General features: G+C 50.6%; 18 protein-coding genes. 11 read left to right on the top strand and 7 right to left on the bottom strand.

Going from position 1 to position 23205, the window contains the following annotated elements; translation table 11 throughout:
- Positions 1 to 25: 25 nt before the first annotated feature.
- From LG200_RS05275 to LG200_RS05295, 5 genes are all read right to left on the bottom strand, one after another.
- The gene (locus tag LG200_RS05275; protein WP_226756536.1) at positions 26 to 667 is read right to left on the bottom strand and encodes a peroxiredoxin; all 642 of its coding nucleotides are present in this window, start codon (positions 665 to 667) and stop codon (positions 26 to 28) included.
- 160 nt (positions 668 to 827) lie between these two features.
- Positions 828 to 1859: an ABC transporter substrate-binding protein gene (locus LG200_RS05280; RefSeq protein WP_226756537.1), complete on the bottom strand. Its 1032-nt coding sequence runs from the start codon at positions 1857 to 1859 to the stop codon at positions 828 to 830.
- Between the two features lie 260 nt (positions 1860 to 2119).
- On the bottom strand, positions 2120 to 3970 hold the full coding sequence (locus LG200_RS05285) for an ABC transporter ATP-binding protein (RefSeq protein ID WP_226756538.1): 1851 nt from the start codon (positions 3968 to 3970) through the stop codon (positions 2120 to 2122).
- Positions 3960 to 5744 (bottom strand): ABC transporter ATP-binding protein, encoded by a 1785-nt coding sequence (locus LG200_RS05290; protein WP_226756539.1) that lies wholly within the window; start codon positions 5742 to 5744, stop codon positions 3960 to 3962. Before LG200_RS05290 ends, LG200_RS05285 begins: the two co-directional genes overlap by 11 nt.
- Positions 5745 to 5841: 97 nt before the next feature.
- The gene (locus tag LG200_RS05295; RefSeq protein WP_226756540.1) at positions 5842 to 8202 is read right to left on the bottom strand and encodes a TonB-dependent receptor; all 2361 of its coding nucleotides are present in this window, start codon (positions 8200 to 8202) and stop codon (positions 5842 to 5844) included.
- 60 nt (positions 8203 to 8262) lie between these two features.
- Here LG200_RS05295 and LG200_RS05300 point away from each other — a divergent pair, with 60 nt between their 5' ends.
- The 9 genes from LG200_RS05300 (at position 8263) to LG200_RS05340 (ending at position 17773) form a co-directional block, all read left to right on the top strand.
- Positions 8263 to 8442 (top strand): hypothetical protein, encoded by a 180-nt coding sequence (locus LG200_RS05300; RefSeq protein WP_226756541.1) that lies wholly within the window; start codon positions 8263 to 8265, stop codon positions 8440 to 8442.
- Between the two features lie 400 nt (positions 8443 to 8842).
- A complete protein-coding gene (locus LG200_RS05305) occupies positions 8843 to 9532 on the top strand; it encodes a class II aldolase/adducin family protein (protein ID WP_226756542.1) in 690 nt (229 codons plus the stop codon).
- A gap of 61 nt (positions 9533 to 9593) precedes the next feature.
- Complete coding sequence (locus tag LG200_RS05310; protein ID WP_226756543.1) at positions 9594 to 10919, top strand: LLM class flavin-dependent oxidoreductase; 1326 nt, start codon at positions 9594 to 9596, stop codon at positions 10917 to 10919.
- Positions 10920 to 10930: 11 nt separating this feature from the next.
- On the top strand, positions 10931 to 11572 hold the full coding sequence (locus tag LG200_RS05315; protein ID WP_226756544.1) for an HAD family hydrolase: 642 nt from the start codon (positions 10931 to 10933) through the stop codon (positions 11570 to 11572).
- A gap of 313 nt (positions 11573 to 11885) precedes the next feature.
- A complete protein-coding gene (locus tag LG200_RS05320; RefSeq protein WP_226756545.1) occupies positions 11886 to 12497 on the top strand; it encodes a nitroreductase family protein in 612 nt (203 codons plus the stop codon).
- 515 nt (positions 12498 to 13012) lie between these two features.
- Positions 13013 to 14074 carry an LLM class flavin-dependent oxidoreductase gene (locus LG200_RS05325; RefSeq protein WP_226756546.1) on the top strand — a complete coding sequence of 354 codons (1062 nt, stop codon included), beginning with the start codon at positions 13013 to 13015 and terminating at the stop codon, positions 14072 to 14074.
- Between the two features lie 17 nt (positions 14075 to 14091).
- The gene (locus LG200_RS05330; protein ID WP_226756547.1) at positions 14092 to 15261 is read left to right on the top strand and encodes an LLM class flavin-dependent oxidoreductase; all 1170 of its coding nucleotides are present in this window, start codon (positions 14092 to 14094) and stop codon (positions 15259 to 15261) included.
- Positions 15262 to 15416: 155 nt separating this feature from the next.
- Positions 15417 to 17219: an ABC transporter ATP-binding protein gene (locus LG200_RS05335; RefSeq protein WP_226756548.1), complete on the top strand. Its 1803-nt coding sequence runs from the start codon at positions 15417 to 15419 to the stop codon at positions 17217 to 17219.
- Positions 17220 to 17497: 278 nt separating this feature from the next.
- The gene (locus LG200_RS05340) at positions 17498 to 17773 is read left to right on the top strand and encodes a cupin domain-containing protein (protein WP_226756549.1); all 276 of its coding nucleotides are present in this window, start codon (positions 17498 to 17500) and stop codon (positions 17771 to 17773) included.
- A 90-nt stretch (positions 17774 to 17863) separates the two neighbouring features.
- Here LG200_RS05340 and LG200_RS05345 read toward each other — a convergent pair whose 3' ends face one another.
- Positions 17864 to 20446, bottom strand: coding sequence for a [protein-PII] uridylyltransferase (locus LG200_RS05345; protein ID WP_226756550.1), 2583 nt, complete (start codon positions 20444 to 20446; stop codon positions 17864 to 17866).
- 5 nt (positions 20447 to 20451) lie between these two features.
- A complete protein-coding gene (map, locus tag LG200_RS05350; RefSeq protein ID WP_226756551.1) occupies positions 20452 to 21264 on the bottom strand; it encodes a type I methionyl aminopeptidase in 813 nt (270 codons plus the stop codon).
- A 216-nt stretch (positions 21265 to 21480) separates the two neighbouring features.
- On the opposite strand from map, the gene rpsB reads away from it, so the two are divergent.
- Positions 21481 to 22230 carry a 30S ribosomal protein S2 gene (rpsB, locus tag LG200_RS05355; RefSeq protein ID WP_226756552.1) on the top strand — a complete coding sequence of 250 codons (750 nt, stop codon included), beginning with the start codon at positions 21481 to 21483 and terminating at the stop codon, positions 22228 to 22230.
- Between the two features lie 87 nt (positions 22231 to 22317).
- Positions 22318 to 23193 (top strand): translation elongation factor Ts, encoded by an 876-nt coding sequence (gene tsf, locus LG200_RS05360; RefSeq protein WP_226756553.1) that lies wholly within the window; start codon positions 22318 to 22320, stop codon positions 23191 to 23193.
- The last annotated feature ends 12 nt before the right edge of the window (positions 23194 to 23205 follow it).

Raw genomic sequence — 23205 nt, forward strand, 5'->3', positions numbered from 1 at the left:
GATTGCTATCCGTTTTAGCCATCCATTATTTATTCGGCTGTGGGGTCAACCGGAGATATGGCTTGACGGCTTTAAAGCCTTTCGGGAACTTCTGTTTGAGAACTTCCGGGTCGGTGATGGACGGCACGATGACAACATCGTCGCCATCTTCCCAATTGGCCGGGGTGGCTACGCTGTGGTACTCAGTCAGTTGCAGCGAGTCGATCACGCGCAGGAGTTCATTGAAGTTACGGCCGGTACTGGCTGGGTAAGTCAAAGTCAGGCGGATTTTCTTGTTAGGATCTATGATGAATACTGAGCGCACGGTGGCTGTGGTACTGGCATTGGGGTGTATCAGGTCATAAAGCTCGGAAACCTTGCGGTCTGCATCGGCAATGATGGGGAAGTTGACTTCTGTTGACTGGGTTTCGTTGATGTCTGTAATCCAGCCTTTGTGGGACTCAACCGGGTCTACAGAAAGGGCAATCGGTTTGACGTTACGCTTCTTGAATTCGCCCGCGAGCTTGGCAGTGGCTCCTAGTTCTGTGGTGCAAACCGGAGTGTAGTCGGCTGGATGGGAAAACAGGATAGCCCAGCTATCCCCCAGCCATTCATGGAAGGAAATCTGGCCGATGCTGGAGTCCTGGGTGAAGTCGGGAGCGGTATCGCCTAATCTTAGTGTTGCCATGGTAAGGCCTCCTGGTTAATTCTGAATATGGTCACTCAAAGCCTGTTTCAATTTGTTGTTTCAAGGCCTTGTAAATAATCAAGGTACCTTCATTTTGTGAAGATACCTTGATTTAATCATAACAAACAACTGCTTGTTATGATTGTTTGTTATAAGCTTATTATGCTGCTTTTTTGGATTGCGAGCGCAATACCTCGGCTAATGGCGCAGGATCAATCCATGCCTTGACATCAAAGTCGGCCTTGATGAAGCCCCACTCCAGCAGGAAGTTTTTATAACCTTCCAGTGCGGCAATAGATTCAGGGCTCAAGTCAGTGCCTTGGTGCAGATGGATGTCATTGCCATAGGCCTTGCGTATATATTCATCTGTGGAGCCTGACTCCTTGGCGATATAAGCCACGGTTTCAGCTTCGTGCGCGGATGCCCAGTCGCCAGCTTGCACAATGCGGCTCAGGAAGCGGGCAACGAGATCTGGGCGAGTGCGGAGCAATTCACCATCCACGGTAATAGGGCGCGGAGCACCGTTATTGGCCCGTACTTTTGGATCAGGATGATTGCGTACGTCATACACAATGGTGAGGCCATTGGCTTCAGCGGTTTCATAACCACGGGCGCCTTTGGTGAAGATTGCATCAACCTGGCCGCTCTTGAGAGCTTCGAGTTCAGTGGCATAGGCTACACGAACGCCAGCCCCCCAGCCTTGACCTGTAGGTGCTTGTGGCACTTCAAAATCAACCAGTTCTACATCCTTGTGGGTCAAGCCAGCTGTTTCAAGTGTGACCACAATGCCGCGCAATGCGCTCGCACGCTGATGATCAATGCTGATGCGGTTCAAGGGCAGGGCAATTTTCTTGCCTTTGAGGTCTTGCGGAGCCTTGATGCCAGATTCTGGGAGCGTCAGGATCAACTGTGCTTCATCTACCCAGTTTAGCCCGATTACCTTGGTGTCAGTACCGTTGGCACGAGCCCAGATTGCCGGGACATTGCCGCCCTGGCGAAAAGAGTGCGGCAGCTTGTGGTCGTAGTGTGACTCACGAAGCACAGGGTCCGTGGTTTCTTGCAGCGTGTTGATACTGATGCCATCAGCCTGGAATTCCTGCTTGAACCAGTCTTCCCTGGCCGCCAGGCCCAGTGGGGTGGGAACAGGGCAGCGGGTATACCAAAGTGCGTCGATGCTTGGATCTTGTGACATGGGTAAAATCTCCTTGTGTATTGGTCTTGCCACATGCGAGGGGGCAGGGCTTGAGTTATCTATCTGGCATATTCCATGCCAGTTATCCATGATTGGTATTGTGATTTTTAACGGTTAATATTCAATGAATTAAAGTTATATCGTTCAGCGTTTTGGATTTGGCGATCGAGAGGTCTGTTGCCATAACAACAGATAACTTTTTATCTGTTGTTATGGCAACATTTGTTTGTCTGGCACCATTCCATGACGAAGGTGCATTTTTAGGCCGAGGTTGCGCCAGATGAGATGGAGGCTTCTTCGTAAGCCTGATACAACCTGGAGTAGGAGCCTCCTTGATGAATCAGTTGCTGATGGCTGCCTATTTCTGCCAGTTGGCCATTCCAGATTACGGCAATACGATCAGCATCACGAATAGTGGCCAGACGGTGGGCGATAATGATGGCTGTCCTGCCTTCACACAGGCGCCGGAAGGCCGCCTGGATGCGACGTTCTGTATGGATATCGACAGCAGAGGTGGCTTCATCCAATACCAGTACTGAGGGGTTGGCAAGATAAGCGCGCACCAGGCACACCAATTGGCGCTGACCATGGCTGAGAAAGGCTCCCAGCGGGCCTACCTCGGTTTGGTAACCTTTAGGTAAACGTTCCAGAACTTCATCGGCGCCAAGCTCACGCGCAGCGGCAATCAATAGCTCATCACTGGCTCCGGGCGCAGCCAATCGCAAATTGTGCAATACGCTGCCGGAGAACAGCACATTATCTTGCAGGACCACCCCGACTTTTTTCCGCAAATCTTGTTGCTTGTAGGCTCGCACGTCCTGTCCATCAATCAGCACCTCACCTTGCTGCACTTCATAAAAGCGAGTCAGCAGTTGCACCAGGGTGCTCTTGCCATGCCCGGAGGGGCCGACGATGGCAAGGACTTCGCCTGGCGCTATCTTCAAGTTGAAGTCACTGATTACCGGGACAGCAGGAGGGGCGTTATAGCCGAACACTACTTGCCTGAATTCGACCTCGCCCAGGTGCTGCGCTGGCGTTTTAGGCTCTGCAGGGTCGTTGATCTCAGGTTCAGTATCCAGCATGAGGAAAATGCGTTGTGCCGATGATGCACCTGACGTGTAACGCTCAAACAGATCATTGAGTTCCTGCAGAGGGCCGAGGAAAAGTTGCACGTAGAACAGACTCTGTGCCAGCTGGCCTACCGTCATCTGTTTATCTGCAATACTGATGCCGCCAGCCATCAGGAGAAAAGCCATACCCACGGTGCTGAGCACCTGGGTCAACGGCAGGAACCAGCTGGAGCGCATGCTGCCGCGTACCAGGATAGTGTTGAAGTCTTCCAGTAAGGCTTTGTAGCGTTGCTGGTTGGCTTCTTCGTTGACGGTCTGCTTGAGGATGCGCACCCCGGATACGGTTTCTACCAGGTGAGCGGTGAATCGTGCACGGGCCTCTGCCACACGCCCCCAGATTTTTTCCGAGATCCGCTTGAATAGCCAGGTTCCCAGTACCAATACCGGCACTATGCTGGCAAGTGCCAGGAATAATCTTGGTGATATCCACCACAGCGCGAATGAAGCGACTAACAGGCGCAATATGGCTGAAAACAGCTCAGGCGGCCCCTGGATCAGCAGCGGCTCCAGGGTGTCGATGTCGCGATCAGCGCGCGAAATGATGCGCCCGGCCTTGGTCTGGTCGAAATAGCGTACGCTCAATGACTGCACATGGCTGAATACCTGAATACGCAGGTTATTGAGAATGGTGATGGCTGCCGTGCCAGCCAGATACTGTGACAGGCCGGCAATGCCAAAACGTACCGCCCAGCTGAGACCTGTTGCCAGAGCCATCCAGCTGATCAGTGGAGTATTAAGTACCAATCCCTGCGCGGTTTGTATGAATCCATAGTCAATCACTTCACGCAGGAACCAGGGGCGGATGAAGATGACGCCTACCAGCGCCAGCTCAAGCAAGATGACAGCAGCAATGCGGCCACGGACCTGATTAAGCAGCGGCAACAACCGCCAGAACATATTGCGGTCCAACTGCTTGCGTGCCAGTGATTGTTCCAGCTCTATATCATTGAGCGGCTTGTCGCCACGAAAGTCATTGGCCATGATCAACTCCTACCAGATCCCTATATATTGCACTGCTCTCTACCAGCTGCTGATGGGTGCCTGAAGCAGCAATTCCCCCCTGGGCAAGCATCACGACGCGATCCGCCAGCAATATGGTGGAGAGCTTGCTGGCAATCAGGATGACAGTAATCTGGTAGCCGTTGCGGCCACGTAATTGCCGTATGTTTTCCAGAACGCGTCTTTCAGTGATGGCATCCAGTGCGCTGGTGGCATCATCTAGCACAAGGATAGATGGTTCTGCCAGGAAGGCGCGGGCCAGGCTGATACGCTGCCTTTGCCCACCTGAGAGCGTAATGCCGCGATCTCCGATGCGGGTATGGAGTCCATCCTTGAGCTTTTCCAACACTTCACCGGCAGAAGCCTGTGCCAAGGCATTGAGGATTTCTTGTTGACTGGCATCAGCTTTGGCGAGCTTCAAGTTGGCTTCCAGAGTATCTGAAAACAAAAAACTTTCTTGTGGAACTACATGAATTCTACTTCTCAACTCATTTAATTTAAATGATTTTATGTTTCTCCATCCGGCCCAAGGCGAACCTATCTGGACTTCACCCTTGTCCGTTTCAAGCAAACGCGGAAGCAGGCCCGCAAGCGTACTCTTGCCAGACCCCGTCATACCAACCACGGCGACTACTTCGCCTGGAGCAACTTCAAAGTCGCAATCCATCAAAATGGCATTACCATTGCCTGGCGCGCTGATGCTGACCTGGTTGAGGCGTATCCCCAAGGGGCCATCAGGAATAGGTTCATTGCCGGGCGTGATGGTGGGAGATTCATCAAGCAATTCCCAGATACGGGCCGCAGAGGAGCGTGCATCAGCAAAGATCTGGATAATGCGCCCTATACCCTCTATACGAAACACTAATGCATTGGCCACCAGCACCGAGGCCACCAGCTGGCCGATGTTGATGGCACCTTGCTGTACCAGGTAGGCGCCGATTGCCAGTATCCACACATGGCTCAGGGCAACTACCGTCTGCGGTAAAGGAATGCGAGATGTGGCATAGGCCAAGGCGGTTCTCGCATGCTGAATAAATGTTTGGACTAAGTGGCTGAAAATGGCGATACGCTGCTGCTCAAGGCTGAAAGACTTGATAACGCGTACGCCGTTTACGCCTTCGCTCAATTCTTGATTGACATGGTCATATGCGTCTCCCACTACACGGTCAAGGACCACCAGTTTTTCTGTCTGTGCAATAAAAATACCGATACCAAGCAGGGTAAAAAATAAAGTGCCCAACCCCAGCCAGGGGTGATACCACGATAGCAAGGCTACAGAGACAAGTACCCATAGGCTGGCCTCGAAAACCTGGCGCCAGAAGTTGATGAGGGCATCGCGTACCTTGTCTGCATCACGCGTAGTACGGGTGACCATTTCACCCATACCGTGACGCCAGTGATAGGCCAAGTCAAGGCGTTGTACCTGATGCATGATGCGTTCGCGCAGAATGGTCAGTAAATCCTGGCCGATGATCAGTGACATGATGCCGCCGATGTATTGCAACACGCCGCGGGCAAGGGCAACAAGTATTAGTAACACAATCCAATGTTTTGCCAGTGAGTAATCCAAATTGCCATCCGCCAAGCGAATGATCGCACTCCCGGTCTGTAAATCCTGTACTGCCTGGCCGACGATCCATAACTGCCAAGCCATTCCGATATTAACCAAGGTAAACAGCACAGCCGTAAATGAAAATTTCCATGGCATATATCGATAGAGCGCCAAGCAGCGTAGTAATGGATGCTGTTTATTCATAGATCGCCTATTAACCGGAAAGAAATAAAAGACCTAGCAACGTCATACTGCCAGGTCTTTTTTGTCATCATTTCAGGAGAGTCCCCCTGAAGATGAATTAGAAACGCACAGTTAAAGATGCACCTATCGTACGAGGGTTGCCCCAATACACGATATTGCCAGTGGAGTTTTGGGGAGGCAGGGCATGATAACGGTACTCTTTGTCGAACAGGTTATTTACATAGCCAGTCAGTTCAACCTTGTCATCTTTAGTGCTATAAGTGACACGGGCATTGACAAGAGTGTAGGGGTCCTGGTTGAGGAGATCGTTATCCTGTGGGACAACAAAGAAATACTGCTTGCCCAAGTAGCGTGCATCACCACCTAGTGTAACTTTACTGCCATTTTGCAATGGAATGCGGTAACTGGCAGCTAGCAAAGCACTCCAGCGTGGTGCGCGCACAAATTCATTACCATCATGGTTACCACCGCCATTGAGCACGTCAAATTTCTCGAACTCTGTTTTTAATAGCCCTACGTTTGCATTGATATGCAAATTATTGGTGGGCAACGCCTCAATTTCCAACTCTGCACCCTTGACGCTAGATTTTTCTACATTCTGAAGATAGGAAACTGTTTGGCCTTGTGGCGTTGTACCCACCACATTGACCTGAACGTTGCTGTAATCATAGTAAAAGGCGTTGGCATTGAAATTAAGACGACCATTTAGCCATTCGGATTTATAGCCTACCTCGAATGCATTCAATTCCTCCGGCTTGAGAGTGTTAAGTGCCAATTCTGATGTCGCTGCAGTGTTATAGCCGCCGGATTTGATGCCTCTGGAAAACTTGAAATATACACGGTCAGTATCAGTGATTTTATATTGAGGAGTGATGTCGTAAGTAAACGCATTCCAGCGCTTATCGCGTGAATCATTAAAGGTGCCGGCGCCACCTATAATGCCATTATAGCTATTCCACCACGAACCTAAATTACTCCAACCTGCTGCTCCTGCATTAGGGCTACTGATACGGTCAAGATCATATTTCTTTTCCTCGGTAGTCCAGCGTGCTCCTAAAGTGGTATCGAATTTCTCAGTGAAGTTGTAAGTTGTGCTACCGAAAATAGCATAGCTCTCAGTTTTGTGGCTGAGGTCAGCTTTGTTATAAGTGACAGCTTGAGTGCTACCTGCAAGTTGTGGTACGGATCCATTCGGCAAACGGGCACCCGCTGAGATGGAATCTATATCTTCATTAAAATAGAAGAAACCAGTCAACCAGTTCCATTTATCTTCGCGTGGGGATGCCAGGCGAAATTCTTGCGTCCACTGATGACTCTTGGCGTCGGTGTAAGTCCGATTGATTTCGAGTGGGGAGCTGTCGCCATCCTGCAAGGTCTCTTGCTTGAAGTCAGCATAAGCAGTGATGGAGGTCAGGGTTAAATTACCTAACTGCCAATTAACGCTTATGGAGGCACCATTCTGGGTTATATCGCTGCTGTTTTCTGCATTACTGCTGACATGGTTGATGTCACGACTGGGAATATAATTGTCTCGGAATACACCATTAGCCCCTGTACCTTTTACAGTGCCTACGTTACCTTCAGTTTTATATTTGCGGTGGTAGACATTTAGCAATGCATCCAGATCTGGTGTAAGTAAAAATAACAACTGGCCTCGGATCACGGAATCCTCAACCCCGCCATTAGTTTTTCCATCAAACTGGTTCTTGAACCGTCCATCCAGATCCTGATTGTAGAAAGAAATACGCCCGGCCACACGTTCATCAACGATGGTGCCACCTACAGCGCCTTGAACAACCTTATCGCCAAAACTGCCGTAATCTGCTTTGACATAACCTTCAGGCTTGTCAGTAAAGGTGGGCTTTTTGGAAACGATATTGACTGCACCGCCAGTCGTGTTTTTACCCCACAACGTACCCTGTGGACCACGCAACACCTCCACGCGGTCAAGGTCAAAAATCGGAATGCCCGTTGCTGTGGCATTACTGATGAACACGTCATCAATATAAAACCCGATTGGGTTCGGGAAGTCGAGCTGTTGCTGGCCTGCACCTACACCACGAATCCACCAACGTGGCCGGCCATTCTGGATGGTGCCAGCAGAAGAGTTGGGCACATTATTGAGGACTTCACCGGCAGAGCGGCCTATGCCTCTGTCCTGAAGCTCTTTGCCACTGAGTACGGAAATCGCGGTAGGGACTTCCTGTGCATTTTCTTCACGGCGTTGTGCAGTCACTACTACGCTACCCAATGATGACTCTATATCCTTTTCTGGTTGAGCAACGCTCGATGTTGCTGGAGAGCTCTCTGTAACCTTTTCCTCACTTGCTGCGGTGTCGGGCTGCGCGTCTTCGGCAGCAAAAGCTGCGTTAATGAACAAGCTACCTGCCAATGCCCCCAGTACAGCAATAGTCAAAGGTTTCTTGATAAAGATTGTTTGTTGCGAATTCTTAGCCATAAAGGTTCCCTGCGTCAATTGAATGCTATCTCGTCAACACTAACGAGCTGTCAGCTTGATATGGCAGGAACCATGCCAGTGGTAGAGTTCTGGTTTAATCTGTTGATAAATAAATATATTTATCCAAATTTAGAGGTTTTTAATCAGCTTTCTGTTGGCTGGGAAACAGTTTTAACTGTTGTTTCGCCAACAAATGTTGTTTTTAGGTCATCAAATGACGAGGTTGAGCTTGTTTGTTGAATTTTTACTTAATTTTTATGCAAAGTGTTTATATTTGAACAGTTGTTTGTATGGGTGCATAGGTATTGTTGATATACAAACAATGAATGGTGGATTGGAAAAGAGAGGGGTTAGGAAAATCTTAAATATAATTGATGGTGGTTTTTTGAAAAATTATTAATATCAATAGGTTATTTTTAATATCCAAACCATTTCCTGAAAACTTGGTGCGAAGTTCTGTATACGGTTCACACATGGCATACAGATTGCAGTTTGATTAATGATCACGCTATGGCCGCTTAAATCCAATGTAAGCCGTTCAGCAATAATTGATGGGCTGATTCTCTTGGTCATTTAATAGACCAGGGCTTTTCCATCTGCCAGATCAAAACTGTATTCCAACCCCAAAAGGATGACTGAAATGAGTGATAACCTCTCCGAGATTGATTTGATATCTTATGTTGATGAAGCCAAGGCCGATGCAATCCATGCATTTAATGTGCTGCGTGAAAACCGGACATTATCCGCCAGCCTGACTTTTCATATCTCGCACCGTATCCCAGGGCATGACAAATTGCTGCATATACGATTCCCGGGTGGCCTGGCACGTGACCAGACGCCTACGATCAACCTGACCAATTTCTCCGATGAGAAAAACCATATTCTCAATGAGTCTCGCCTGGATGCGGATACTGCCATTCATATTCATACCAACTATTTATCTGCATGGTCTCTGGCACATAAACCTTTCCCAATTCTCTATGTGGCAGCCGCACGCCATCTCCTGGCACGAGAGATTCCCAACCATCTGGACCGCACCCGCAGTGTCCTGGACGTGATCAGTGAGCGCCTGGATAAATATCCGGAGCTGGCACCGCCGCCTGCCTTGCTGGAATCCAATGGCGGTGTGAATTTCTGGGGCAAGGGGATTATCCGCACTTCAGAACTTATCCTGTTTGTCGAGGAGGCTGCGCGATATCAGGCGATTGCAGAGCAGATCGGTGGTGCCCAGGTTTACACGCCAGGGGCGCTGGAACTCCAATGGAAGCGCACAGGGTTGCTGGACAAGGCCAAGACTTATAGCGGCAGGTATCTGGAAGATATTGTTTGATTGACTGAAATATCAAGAGTCGGGCGCAAGCCCGACTTTTTTATGCGTGAAAGACATACCCATGACAGATAAAAAACGCGAGCTGATCCTGAATGTTTTCCTGCTCCGATACGGACACCATCCTGCAGGCTGGCTGCACCCAACCTGGAAGGAAAATGGCAGGCCTGACCTCAATTGGTGGGTAAGGGCGGCACAGATTGCCGAAGATGCCAAGTTTCATACCTTTTTTGTGGCTGATTTCATTGGACGTTCAGGCGAGCTGACACCAGAGGCTACCAAAAACCCGTCCAATTTCCACTTCGAACCATTTACGCTCTTGTCCGCAATTGCCACCCAGACCAAGCGCATAGGCCTTGTTGCAACGGTCAATACCAATTTCTCGGAACCTTATAACGTGGCGCGGCAATTTACCTCGCTGGATCACCTGAGCGGTGGACGGGCTGGCTGGAATATAGTCTCATCACTCAACCCGGCAACAGTAGGAAATTTTGGAAATCATGACGGACGCACACATGAGCAACGTTATGAGCGTGCTGAGGAGTTTTTACAGCTGGCCAAGGCATTGTGGGATAGTTGGGATGATGATGCATTTGATCATCCTGACCGCGAGGCTGGAATTTTCTTCAAGGCTTCCGCTGCGCACCCGCTCAATTTTCACGGCAAATATTACAGTTCTGAAGGCTTGCTGGACTACCCAAGGCCCATCCAGGGCTACCCTGTATTCGTGCAGGCGGGCAACTCTGAAACAGGACGTGAATTTGCTGCACGGGTAGCTGAAATGACCTATAGTTCGGCCACATCCCTTAAAGTGGCTCAGGACTACTATGCTGATGTGAAGTCACGCATGGCCAAGTATGGACGCGCTGAAGACCAGTTGAAGATTACGCCGGGGCTCAATGTGGTGGTGGCTGAAACTGATCAGGAGGCACAGGATAAATATGCCGAACTGCAGAACCTTGTAGATTTTAGCGAGATTGAATTTGGCGGATTTGATCTTTCACAATATCCACTGGATGGCCCTTTGCCTGATTTGCCTTACGATCCAGGTGAGAATGGCCGAGGCCGGTTCCAGCAGCAACTTGAACTGGCTAGGCGTGAGAATCTCACCATACGGCAATTGGTTCTGAAGTTCCGGGTGGCGCGAGGGCATATCCAGGCTATTGGTTCGGTCAAAACGGTGGCTGACCTGATTGAGCAATGGTTTGTAGAGAAGGGTGCTGACGGATTCAATGTAGTGCCGCCTTATTCCATCAAAGGGCTGGAGGATTTTGCCCGTTTGGTTGTCCCTGAGTTACAGCGCCGTGGTCTTTTCCACAAGGAGTACAGTGGTTCAAGCTATCGAGAAAGCCTGGGACTGGATAGGCCGGATAATTCTAATAGTGAGTGAAGGAAACAGTATTGTCGACGTATAAGTTGGTGATTTTCGATTGTGACGGGGTACTTGTTGATAGTGAACGTATTACCAACCGTGTATTTGTCGATATGCTGAATGATGCCGGGATCCCGGCATCATTGCAGGATATGCAGGCTTATTTTGTCGGCAATTCTTTGCAGCAATGCAAGCAGATTGTATTGGATGTGTATGGCAAGGCTCTGGCACCAGACTTTATCGAGCAATACAAGCCAAGGCGCGATCAGGCGCTTAAATTAGGCTTGCAAGCAGTTGCTGGCGTAAAAGAGTTGCTTGAAAACTTGGTGTTGCCAGCATGTGTGGCTTCAAACAGCGAGGGGCAGAAGGTCAATGAAATGTTGGGCCTGTGTGACCTGCTCCAGTATTTTGATGGGCGCATATTCAGTGCTGCTGATCTTGGGCGGCCAAAACCAGCGCCGGATGTATACCTAAGTGCAGCTAAGGCGATGCAGGTGCTACCGCAGGACTGCATTGTGATTGAGGATACCCATATCGGTGTGAGTGCCGCGGTGGCTGCAGGCATGACCGTGATTGGGTATGACGGAACCATGGACGCCACCCGGCTAGTCGACGCCGGGGCAAGCTATATTATCAGCCATATGTCTGAAGCCTCCATATTGCTGGGCTGACTATCTGAAGGTTCCTTTCGTTTATATAGATACAAGCTGTTTGTTTGGCAACACTTGAATTGCTGCTAAATGTTGTTTTGATAACAATCATGAGCTGGGCAGTAAGAGCTTGACCGGAAAATTTCTGGTTAAATTATTGTTATTCAATAATTAATTTATTATTCATGCAGCCATGGAAGTTGGTATGGATAGTGCTCTTCAAGCCAAACTGGTTCTTCCCGCGCTATTTCCGGGAGTGAATGAGTTGTGAGGGCAGTAGCGGTTTGATTGCTATAGCCACTTTCCATGTTTATTTAAACCCGGAACCGACAATATGAGCAATGTATACAAGCTATCTCCCCGTCAAGCTGACTACGATATCCATCCTTTGTTTACCAGCCGTTGGTCACCACGCTCTTTCAGTGATAAGCAAGTGGATGATGACGCCTTGTTCAGTCTTTTCGAGGCGGCGCGCTGGGCGCCATCCGCCAATAATTCTCAACCATGGCGATTTATCTATGCAAGAAATGGTTCCACCGGCTGGAGCAACCTGCTAGGGCTGGCCAACCTGAATAACCAACGTTGGGCAGCGAGTGCAAGCGTACTTATTGCCCTGGTTTCAAAGACAACTCACTTACGTAATGGCGACAGTGAGCCCAGCGCCCTGCGCAATCATTCGCTGGATGCTGGGGCGGCGTGGGCTAATCTTGCCTTGCAGGCAACACATGCCGGACTGATTACCCATGCGATTGGCGGTTTTGACAGAGAGCAGGCAAAGGTGGTGCTTGATATACCCGAAGGATTCCATATCGAGATACTGATTGCAGTCGGATATCAGGGAGACAGGGCAGAGCTGCCCGAGGATTTCCAATTGCGAGAGCAGCCAACCCCGCGAAAACCGTTGGCAGGGTTTTATGCTGAAGGCCGATTTAACTTCAGTGAGTAGCGTTGTTGTCGACGGAGATGATATAGGCATAGAGAGCTGGTGACAGATTGAGCATCTTCATGCAACAGCATAATCAGTTACCAAATTAATGGCCGTGCATCAAAACGGGTTGTTGCATCTACAGCAGCAGCCTTTTGTGGTATGGCTTACTCTTTATTTGAATTACAGGCATACCATTTACTCAATGCTCCTGTTGCGATTGCTGATTTACCTAGTTATGTGTGTGGTTGATTCTGTTTTTGCAACACGGCATTTCTATTGTTGAATTTTGAGCAGAAGTTGCAAATACAACACTTATTGCGGGGTAACTGTTTTAAATGAGACAGTTTGTCCGGGTGATGATGAAAATATTATGCATGAGGCAAATCTTGCAAGCCCGAATTAATCATAATTAACACTATTAAATCAAATTCATAGATCATTCCCGTAAAAAGTTTAAGGGAATGATCCAGGTATGGCATGTTTTCTGCGATATCTCTAATCAATCAAGAGAACCAAGTTGCAGGAGAGCATGCATGAGTATCAAGTTTTTCTGGCAAATACCGACCGCGGGCGATGGCCGGTATGCCGATGCGCAGAAGCGCATACGTGGTGAGCGCAGCGACAGCAAGCCATACTTCCTCCCGGGAGTGACTGATCCACGTGGCAGGCGCTTCAATTATTTTGATCATCTGCACCAGATTGCAAAAGCGGCAGAGTTGGCCAAGTTTGATGGCCTGCAAGTCCGCAATGATCCGGAAGGTGATGAGTCATGGATTGTGGCAGGATATCTCAGCCGCGCTACGCGGGACCTGACCGTGCTGGCTGAATTTGATGCTGCACGCGGCTCAGCCGTATATGCAGCCAAGAATGCCGTCAGCTACCAGCGTTTCAGCGGGGGCCGGTTTGCCTGGCAGATCAGCGTAGAGGCGAATGAATCCCAGCGCAGGAGAAATGGGGATTATGTCGCGGCAGAAGATCTGAATACGCGCATAGAAGAGTTTGTCACTGTTGCACGTCATGTCATCACACAGACCGATTACGATTTCAAGGGAAAGTTCTTCGAGGTATTAAAGGGTGGTTTCCAAGGGCCGCTTTCTGGTCAAAAGGTACCGCCAGTCTATCTGTCTGGCAATGATGAGGCCTCGTATGCATTATCGGCACGTGTGGCTGATGTGCATGTGCTTGATGCCCAGCCACTGGCAGGCATCCGCCAGGAAATAACGCGCTTGCGCCAATTGGCAAGTACTGTTGGGAGAGAGATTGAAATAGGCATCCGCCTGGATGTATTGGCCCGTGAAACCGAGGATGAAGCCATATTTGACGCCAAGCGCTATGCCGAGCAAAGCGGACAGGGCAAGGGGTTTGCCCACAACGCCTTGTGGAGCGGATTGACAACTGCCAATACAGGCGCCTTGGCAACGCTGGTTGGCAGCTATCAGCAGGTCAGCGAAGGCATAGCTGAGCTTGCTGCCGCCGGTGTTCATCACTTTATCCTGGGTGCAGTGCCCAGCCTTGAGGAGGCGTATCGCATTGGCGAGAATGTCCTGCCACAAGTGCGTTCCCTGATCGCTGGCACCAGCCAGCGCGCAGCCTGATTGAGGAGTTAAGTATTATGGCAATAGATGTTTTCTGGAGAATCCCCACCCACGGAGAGCCAAGCTCACTTCGCGACAAACTGCATCATCGCGGCGACTGGTCCCAGCAGCACGGTGACCATATTGTGCATAAAGGCTTGAGTGGTGGCCATGAAGATGGCTTTACCAACCTGGACTATATCGCCGAGGTAGCGCGTGCGGCGGAGATATCTGGTTTTCAGGGAGGATTGATTCCATCATTTCCCATGACGGATGAACCCTGGGCGATTTCCTCTTTTCTTGCGCGTGAAACCAGTACTTTCCGTTTCATGATCGCATTCCAGCCAGGCTTCCTCAATCCCGTGGTAGCGGCACGCATGACAGCAAGCCTGCAGCGTGCAACGGGCGGTCGTGCTCTTTATAACGTCATCACCGGCGGCGGCGGTCCTGCACAGTTGTGGTGGGGCGATGTGGCGCCTCATGATGATCGCTATGCCCGTACTACGGAGTTTCTCGATGTATTGCGCGGTGTATGGCAGGGAGAAAAGTTCTCGTATAAGGGAAAGTTCTATCAAGTCGAAGATGCAGCCTTGCCCGCCCAGCTGCTGGGACAAGAGTTTCCGGAAATCTATTTTTCTGGATCTTCCGATGCTGCGCTGGCCTCTGCCTCCAAGCATGCGGAATACTATCTCTCGTGGCTGGAGCCTTTCGACCAATTACGCGAAAAGTTTGATCGCGTAAAAGAGCGCACTGATGCCTTGGGCCGGAAGATCAAATGCGCTGTGCGGGTGGATATCATTGCTCGGCGCACTGAAGAGGAGGCATGGCGTGAGGTGAGGCGAGGCTTTGAAAATCTGGACGACGCTGCCCGCGAACGCTACAAGCTTTTTGCGCAGCAGACTGGTGATTCAGTAGGAGCTGGACGTCAGCGTAGCAATGCGCCCAAAGAGTTGAATGACTACCGTGATTTCATTATCCATCCTAATGTCTGGTCAGGGCTCAGCTTGTTGCGGGGCGGGCAGACCCAGGGGATTGTCGGTAGTTACGAGCAGGTGGCGGAGCGCCTCGATGATTTGGTCAAGCTGGGGGCTGATGCGTTCATCCTGGCCAGCACCCCGCACCTGGAAGAGGCCTATCGGGTTGGTGAGGAAGTGCTGCCACTTGTAAGAGGGCATGACAGTGCCCCGGCATTGCGGGTAGTCGGTTAGTTATTCTCGCCACGCCTCAAGCTCCCTGTTCCGGCGTGATGCCGGGGCAGGGAGTATTTAATTATATTTCCCATACATTCCCATCATCATAACGTGGCTGATATTAGAGTTCTGGCCCAGTAGAATGGCGATTTTGTTATCAAGATAGTTGATCCATGCATCCTTTGCACCGCCTGTTCAATCATGCCCGCCAATACAGAAAAGATGCCTACATTGCCTCTTTTTACTCCCTGCTGAACAAGATATTTGATATCTTGCCGGAGATTTTAATCGGCATAGCTGTGGATGTCGTGGTCAACCGCAAGGAATCCTTTCTGGCAGGCCTGGGTGTGGCTGAGCCAAGGGATCAGCTGATATTGCTTGCCTTGCTGACAGTCTTTATCTGGGTAGGCGAGTCGTTGTTTCAGTATTTGTATGACGTACGCTGGCGTAACCTTGCGCAGAACCTGCAACACGACCTGCGCATGGAAGCCTACCAACATGTGCAGAAGCTGGAATTGGCCTATTTTGAACGCAACCGCACAGGCAACCTGCTGGCTATCCTGAATGAAGATATCAATCAGATGGAGCGGTTCTTCAATGGTGGTTTCAATAGCCTGATCCAGGTTTTCTTTGGCTCGCTGATGGTGGGCGGCGTGTTTTTTGTGTTGACCAAGGAACTGGCTTTCCTGGCACTGATTCCTGTCCCTTTTATTCTTTATGGCGCATTCTGGTTCCAGTCACGGCTGGCTTCCCGTTATACCTCAGTGCGTGAGGCCGCCGGCGCGCTGGCAACACGGCTGAATAATAATTTGCAAGGCATTGCTACCGTCAAGGCTTATGCCGCCGAGGAAATTGAAGCGCAACATATCAGCGATGCCTCCAATGTTTATCGCAATAATAACGCCGAGGCCATTCGCCTTTCAGCTGCCATTACCCCGGTAATTCGCATGGCAATTCTGGCAGGCTTTACCGTGACCTTGCTCTATGGCGGTTTCATGACGCTCAAAGGTGAGCTGGGAGTGGGCAGCTATTCAGCATTGGTGTACCTGACGCAACGCTTACTATGGCCTTTGACTGGACTGGCCGAGCTGACTGATCTTTACCAACGCTCCATGGCCTCAATCCAGCGCGTAATGAATCTGCTCGATACGCCTGTGAACATTGAATATGCAGGGCAGGCCTTGCCCATTAACGGGGTAAAAGGGGATATACGTTTTAAACATGTGGATTTCTTCTATGAAAACAGCGGCGCTAATCCAGCCCTGCAAGACTTCAATTTGCATATTGCTGCTGGCCAGAACATCGCCTTTGTCGGCACCACTGGCGGTGGAAAAAGCACCATTACCAAGTTGCTGCTCCGATTTTATGAGCCGCAGGGCGGCGAAGTCCAGTTGGATGGTGTGAATATCAATCACCTGAATCTACAGGAGTTGCGGCGCGCTATCGGCTATGTGGCCCAGGACACGTTCCTGGCCGATGCCAGCATTGCCGAGAATATTTCCTATGGACAGGCCGACGCCGGGATGGAAGACATCATTGCGGCGGCCAAGGCAGTAGAGGCCCATGAGTTTATCGAGAGCCTGCCCAAGGGTTACCTGACACAGGTGGGAGAGCGCGGCATGAAGCTGTCTGGAGGTCAACGGCAGCGCCTGGCCTTGGCGAGGGCTATTCTCAAGAATCCTCCCATCCTGATCCTGGATGAGGCTACTTCAGCTGTCGATAATGAAACCGAAGCTGCTATCCAGCGTTCGCTGGAAAAACTGGTGGTAGGCCGGACCAGCATTATCATTGCGCACCGCTTGTCCACTGTGCGTCATGCTGATTGCATCAACGTGCTGGAACGTGGTCGCATCATAGAGTCTGGAACGCATGACGAGCTGTTGTCCAAGGATGGTGTTTATGCTGATCTCTGGCATTTGCAGACAGGCGAGTTAAGTGCGGTCGTGACGCCAGCCGATGCATTAGCCATTGGCTAGCGTGACATGAGTCATGAAGGCCATAGGGCTTGATGGGGAAATAGCGAAAGGCGCGACCTGCCCATTGCTAATGAGACAAGTCTGTGGTGGTCAGTGATAGGCCATTGATATGGCAGGAGTGATCTGTTGGTTTCTAGCCAGTTTTCACCAAGTGCTCAAAACCCTACAGTTTGCAAGGGGCGGATATGCTCAACTGGGACTGCATGTTAGAATTGCGCCATGCCGGAATCCCGGCTGTTTGTTTTTCAAGCTTTATTATCTATATCAAGGACGTTTAAATGAGCCAAATTACTGTTGAACACAATCCCAGTGAAGAAAAATTGAAGCAACTTGGCGTTGCTAACTGGTCTATCTGGGAAAAGGAAGTTTCCAAGTTTCCACTGGATTTCGGTATCAAGGAAACTGCTTACGTACTTGAAGGCGAAATCATTGTGACCCCTAAGGGTGGCGAGCCTGTGCGTATCGTTCCTGGTGACCTGGTCGTGTTTCCTGCCGGCCTGGACACCAGCTGGGAAGTGGTCAAGCCACTGCGCAAGCATTACAAGCACGGTTAATCCTGCCTGATGCGCTTTCTGGCGCATTGCAATAAAAAGCCTCATCATTTGATGAGGCTTTTTATTTGCGATGGAACCCTGATTAACAGGCTAAAGCTGCTCACGCAGGCTATGCTCTATAAGCTGCAGGGTTTCCGCACTCAAGCGTTGGCCTGACTGTGCCGAGATGAGGAAGGTATCTTCTGCCCGATTGCCCAGTGTGTTGATCTTGGCAGTATGAAGTCTGACATGCTGTTGCAGCAGGATGTGTGCAATCCTTGATAGCAATCCGGGGCGGTCATTGGTAGCGATGTCGAGCAATGTATTGTTGCTGTTGGCCTCAGTGGTGAGCGCAAGTTCTGTCTTCATCGGCATATGCTTGACCTGGCGGCTGAGACGTCCTTGTAGCGGCGGGTCAGCCGGTGTCTTGCTGATGAGTTTTTGCATTAGCTCATACTCGATATAATTTAATAAATCACGATAACTTATCCTGTTATCGGTTTGATCCAGAACAAGAAAGTTATCAAGCGCATAGCCATTTTGCGTGGTATATACCTTGGCTTCTACGATGTTATAGCCCAGATGTTCAAAAAAGCTGCATATGCGCGCAAAAATATCAGCCTGGTCCGGCATATAGATCATGGTCTGTATTCCATCACCGGCGGGACTCAGCCGGGCACGGACTATAGGCTTGTCGGTATTGACATGGGCCAGGAGCAGGCGCGTGTTCCAGGCAATTTGTTGACTGTCATGCCGCAGAAAATAGGTACTGCCCAGTTTTTGCCAGAATGGCAGGTAGGCTTTTTCAACAACGCCATAATGGCTGAGTATTTCCTTGGCTTGCTGCTGGCGAGCATGTAGCTCCTGGTCCAGGTTGGTGCCGCTGCCGCGCAGTATCCGCTGCGTTGCACGGAACAGATTTTCCAGCAGGGCAGCTTTCCATGCGTTCCACACCTTGGGACTGGTGCCGCGAATGTCGGCTACGGTCAGTAGGTAGAGTGCGATCAGGCGGTATTCACTGCCTACAACCTGGGAAAACTTTTCTATCACGGCCGGGTCGGAGAGGTCTGATTTTTGTGCTGTGCTGGACATAATCAGGTGTGCCTCCACCAACCAGGCAACTAGCTCGGCATCTTCTTCTGAAAGACCATGCTGCTTGCAGAATCTGCGCGCGTCCACTGCCCCCAGCGTCGAGTGGTCGCCACCACGTCCCTTGGCGATATCGTGGAATAGGGCTCCCAGGTAAAGCAGCCAGGGTTTGGGAAACTCGCTGAACAGGCGGCTACAAAGCGGGAACTCGTGGGCAAACTGAGGCTGGGCAAAACGACGCAGGTTGCCCAGCACGTTGAGTATATGCTCGTCTACGGTATAGACATGGAACAGGTCATGTTGCATTTGTCCCGAAACCCTACCGAATGCGGGAATGTAACGTCCGAGTATGCCATACCGGTTCATGCGCTTGAGTGTGTGGGTAATGCCGTCAGGCTGGCTCAGTATCTCAAGAAAAAGGCGTTTGTTTTCGGGCGCATGCCGGAATTGTGGAGTGATGTGGCTTTTGGTGCGGTGCAGGGCACGCAGAAGCTCAGCCCCCATTCCTTTTAATTCAGGGTGTTGCTGTAATACCAGAAAGCTTTCCAGAATGGCCGTTGGTTCATCATAGAGCAATGTGGGGTTCTTGGTTTCCAGCAAACCATTCACCGCTTCAAAGCGGTCATTGATGCTGATGACAGTATGTTGTGTAGGGTAGATGCGCTCACGTAATACCTGGAGCATGATTTCATTGATCAGGCTGACAAACTTGGCACTTTGGTAAAAGCTGTGCATGAGCTGTTCGCTGGCACGCTTGCGCTTGGTGGTGGTATACCCCATCCGGCTTGCCAGTTCGTTCTGGAAGTCAAACAGTAGTCGGTCTTCACGGCGCTTCGCCAGATAGTGCAGGCGCGTGCGCAACATCTGCAGGTTGCGTTCATGGCGACGTGTTTGCTGAGCAGCCTGCTTGGAAATAACCCGGTTCTTGACCAGTTCCCCCCATGTGCTGCCAAGGCCAAGGGCACGTGCAATCCATATGACGTTGTGCAAATCGCGCAAGCCGCCAGGGCTTTCCTTGATATTGGGCTCAAGGTTATAGGCAGTGTCATTAAAGCGGGCATGCCGCTGTTGCTGCTCCCGAGTCTTGGCCTCAAAAAACGCTTCTATCCGCATGGCTGCGGATATCAGGCGCTCAAATTCCGCATATAGCACAGGCGTGCCGCATAGGTGCCTGGCTTCCAGCAGGTTGGTTTGCACCGTGACATCACGGCTGGCTTCATCCAAGCACTCCTCCAGCGTGCGTACGCTATGGCCTATAGCCAGGCCTATATCCCAAAAAATGCCAATCAGCTCTTCTATGCGGTGATTGGCACGTTCATCGATATTACCGGACAGCAGGATCAGGATATCAATGTCAGAGTATGGGAACAGTTCCCCGCGGCCATATCCGCCTACCGCAACTAGGCAGGCTTGGTCCGGTAGCTCAAACTCATTCCATAGGCTCTGCAGCGTGTGGTCCACCAATTGGGCCTGTTGTTTCAGCAATAGGCCCACATTCGGCTTGTTTTCAAATGCCTTCTGCAAGGTTTGCTGTTGCTCCAGCAAATATTTGCGCCAATATTTGGCAAGAGCGTCATGTTCACGCAAAACTGGATGGGCCTGCATTGATGTTAAGCGCTTGCCTGTTTGATGAAGGATGGGGGGGCAGGCGTGCCTGCGGAAATGGTCAGGACTTCATAACCCTGCTCGGTCACCAGCACGGTGTGTTCCCACTGGGCAGACAGGCTATGGTCCTTGGTTACAATGGTCCAGCCGTCACCAAGCTGTTTGATGTCGCGCTTGCCGGCATTGATCATGGGCTCTATCGTGAAAATCATGCCAGGTTTCAGTGTGGCGCCTTTGCCTGCCTGGCCATAATGCAGCACCTGCGGGTCTTCATGGAAATTCTTGCCGATGCCATGCCCGCAGAACTCACGTACTACGCTGAAACCGTTCTTCTCGGCATAAGTCTGGATAGCATGGCCAATATCGCCAAGCGTTGCGCCTGGCTTGACCTGGGCAATACCCAGCCACATGCAGTCGTAAGTAATGTCCGAGAGGCGCTTGGCCTGTATTGAGATATCCCCTACATGGAACATGCGGCTGGTATCGCCGTAATAGCCATCCTTGATGACCGTAATGTCAATATTGAGAACGTCACCACTCTTCAAGACTTTTTCACCTGGAATTCCATGGCAGATCTGGTGGTTCACAGAAGTGCATATCGACTTTGGGTAGGGAGTGTGTCCATGTGGGGCATAGTTGAGTGGGGCCGGGATGGTCTTTTGCACATTGACCATGTAGTCATGGCAGAGCTCGTCCAGCTTGCCTGTAGTCACACCCGGCTTGATATGCGGCGTGATAAAATCCAGAACTTCTGCAGCGAGCTTGCAAGCTACGCGCATTTTCTCAATATCTCTTTCGGTTTTGATGTTAATTGCCATGTGCATTGATGGGCTTTAGCCCATGTTTTCCTTGAGTTCGTACAGGTGCTTATGTTAGCATACCGCACCCGTTTGACAGGAGTGTCCTGTTGGTCGGCTTAGTAGTCTGTTGAATAGTCGGCAGACTGCAAATCTGCACACATGCCCCGTACAGGGTGTCCGCCACGGCGGATGTTGTTGGGCGTGTGGAAGCATAACCCTTACTGGAGAATTAAAATGTCCGTGACCATGCGTCAAATGCTGGAAGCCGGTGTCCACTTCGGCCACCAAACCCGTTACTGGAATCCCAAGATGGCGGAGTACATCTTTGGTGATCGCAACAAGATTCATATTGTCAACCTGGAAAAAACCCTGCCGCTGTTTGAAGATGCACTGAAGTATGTGCGCCAGTTAGCTGCAAACAAGGGCCGTATCCTGTTCGTTGGCACCAAGCGTCAAGCCCGTGAAATCGTCAAGGAAGAAGCACAGCGCGCCAATTGCGCTTATGTTAACCATCGCTGGCTGGGTGGCATGCTGACTAACTTCAAGACGGTCAAACAGTCTATCAAGCGCCTGAATGAATACGAAGCGCTGTTGCAGGAAGGCGGTCTTGGCAAGTTTGGCAAGAAAGAAGCCCTTGGCTATAAGCGTGAAGTTGACAAGCTCGAGCGTTCTATTGGTGGCATCAAGGAAATGGGTGGCCTGCCAGACGCGATTTTCATTATCGACGTTGGCCATGAAAGCGGTGCTGTGACTGAAGCAGCAAAGCTTGGCATTCCTGTGATCGGTGTTGTTGATACCAACAACTCCCCAGATGGCGTAGCTTACGTTATCCCTGGTAATGATGATTCCAGCCGTGCAATCCGCCTGTATGCCCGTGGTATTGCTGATGCGGTTCTGGAAGGTCGTAGCCACAGCATCAACGAAATTGTAAAGGCAGCGTCTGAAGAAGAATTTGTCGAGGTTGAAGAAGCCGCGGCAGAGTAAGACCCTGTTAAAAGGGGGCTCTGGCCCCCTTTTTTTGTACCTGATTCTGGCCGATCGCCAGAACAATCAATGATTAAGGAGTAAAAAATGGCTGAAATTACCGCAAGCATGGTAAAAGAGTTGCGTGAGCGTACTGATGCGCCAATGATGGACTGCAAAAAGGCGCTGACTGAGGCCGAGGGTGATATGGCACGTGCAGAGGAAATCCTGCGCGTACGTTTTGGCAACAAGGCTAGCAAGGCTGCTGGCCGTGTTGCTGCTGAAGGTATCATTGCTGTTAGCATTAATTCCGATGGCAAGTCTGGCGCGATTGTTGAAGTGAACTCTGAAACTGACTTCTGTGCAAAGAATGCGGACTTCCTTACATTTACAAACAACGTGGCTGACGCGATTGCCAAGCACAATCCAGCGGATGTTGCTGCGCTGGCAGGCCTTGCAATTGACGGCGGTACTGTCGAAGATGTCCGCACGCAGCTCGTGGGCAAGATTGGTGAAAACATCAGCGTACGTCGCTTTGTGAGCGGTGCAGCCAAGGGCAAGCTGGTAAGCTATGTGCACGGCGGCAAGATCGGTGTGTTGGTTGATGTGGTTGGTGGCGATGATAATCTGGGCAAGGACATTGCCATGCATATTGCAGCAGCCAAGCCTAAGTCTCTAGATGCCAGCGGTATTGGTGCAGAGCTGATCGAGGCTGAGCGCCGTGTTGCTATAGAAAAGGCAAAGGAAGCCGGCAAGCCAGAAGCCATGCTGGACAAGATTGCCGACGGTACCGTACAGAAATTCCTGAAGGAAGTGACTCTGTTGAGCCAGCCTTTCGTCAAGGACGACAAGCAAACTATCGAGCAGTTGTTGAAGTCGCAAAATGCCAGTGTCGCTTCTTTCACCATGTATGTGGTGGGTGAGGGCATTGAAAAGGTTGTGACCGATTTTGCTGCTGAAGTAGCTGCTGCTGCAAAGGTCTAAAGTATTGATTCG

It is taken from the genome of Methylobacillus caricis (assembly GCF_020532705.1).
Lineage (GTDB): Bacteria > Pseudomonadota > Gammaproteobacteria > Burkholderiales > Methylophilaceae > Methylobacillus > Methylobacillus caricis.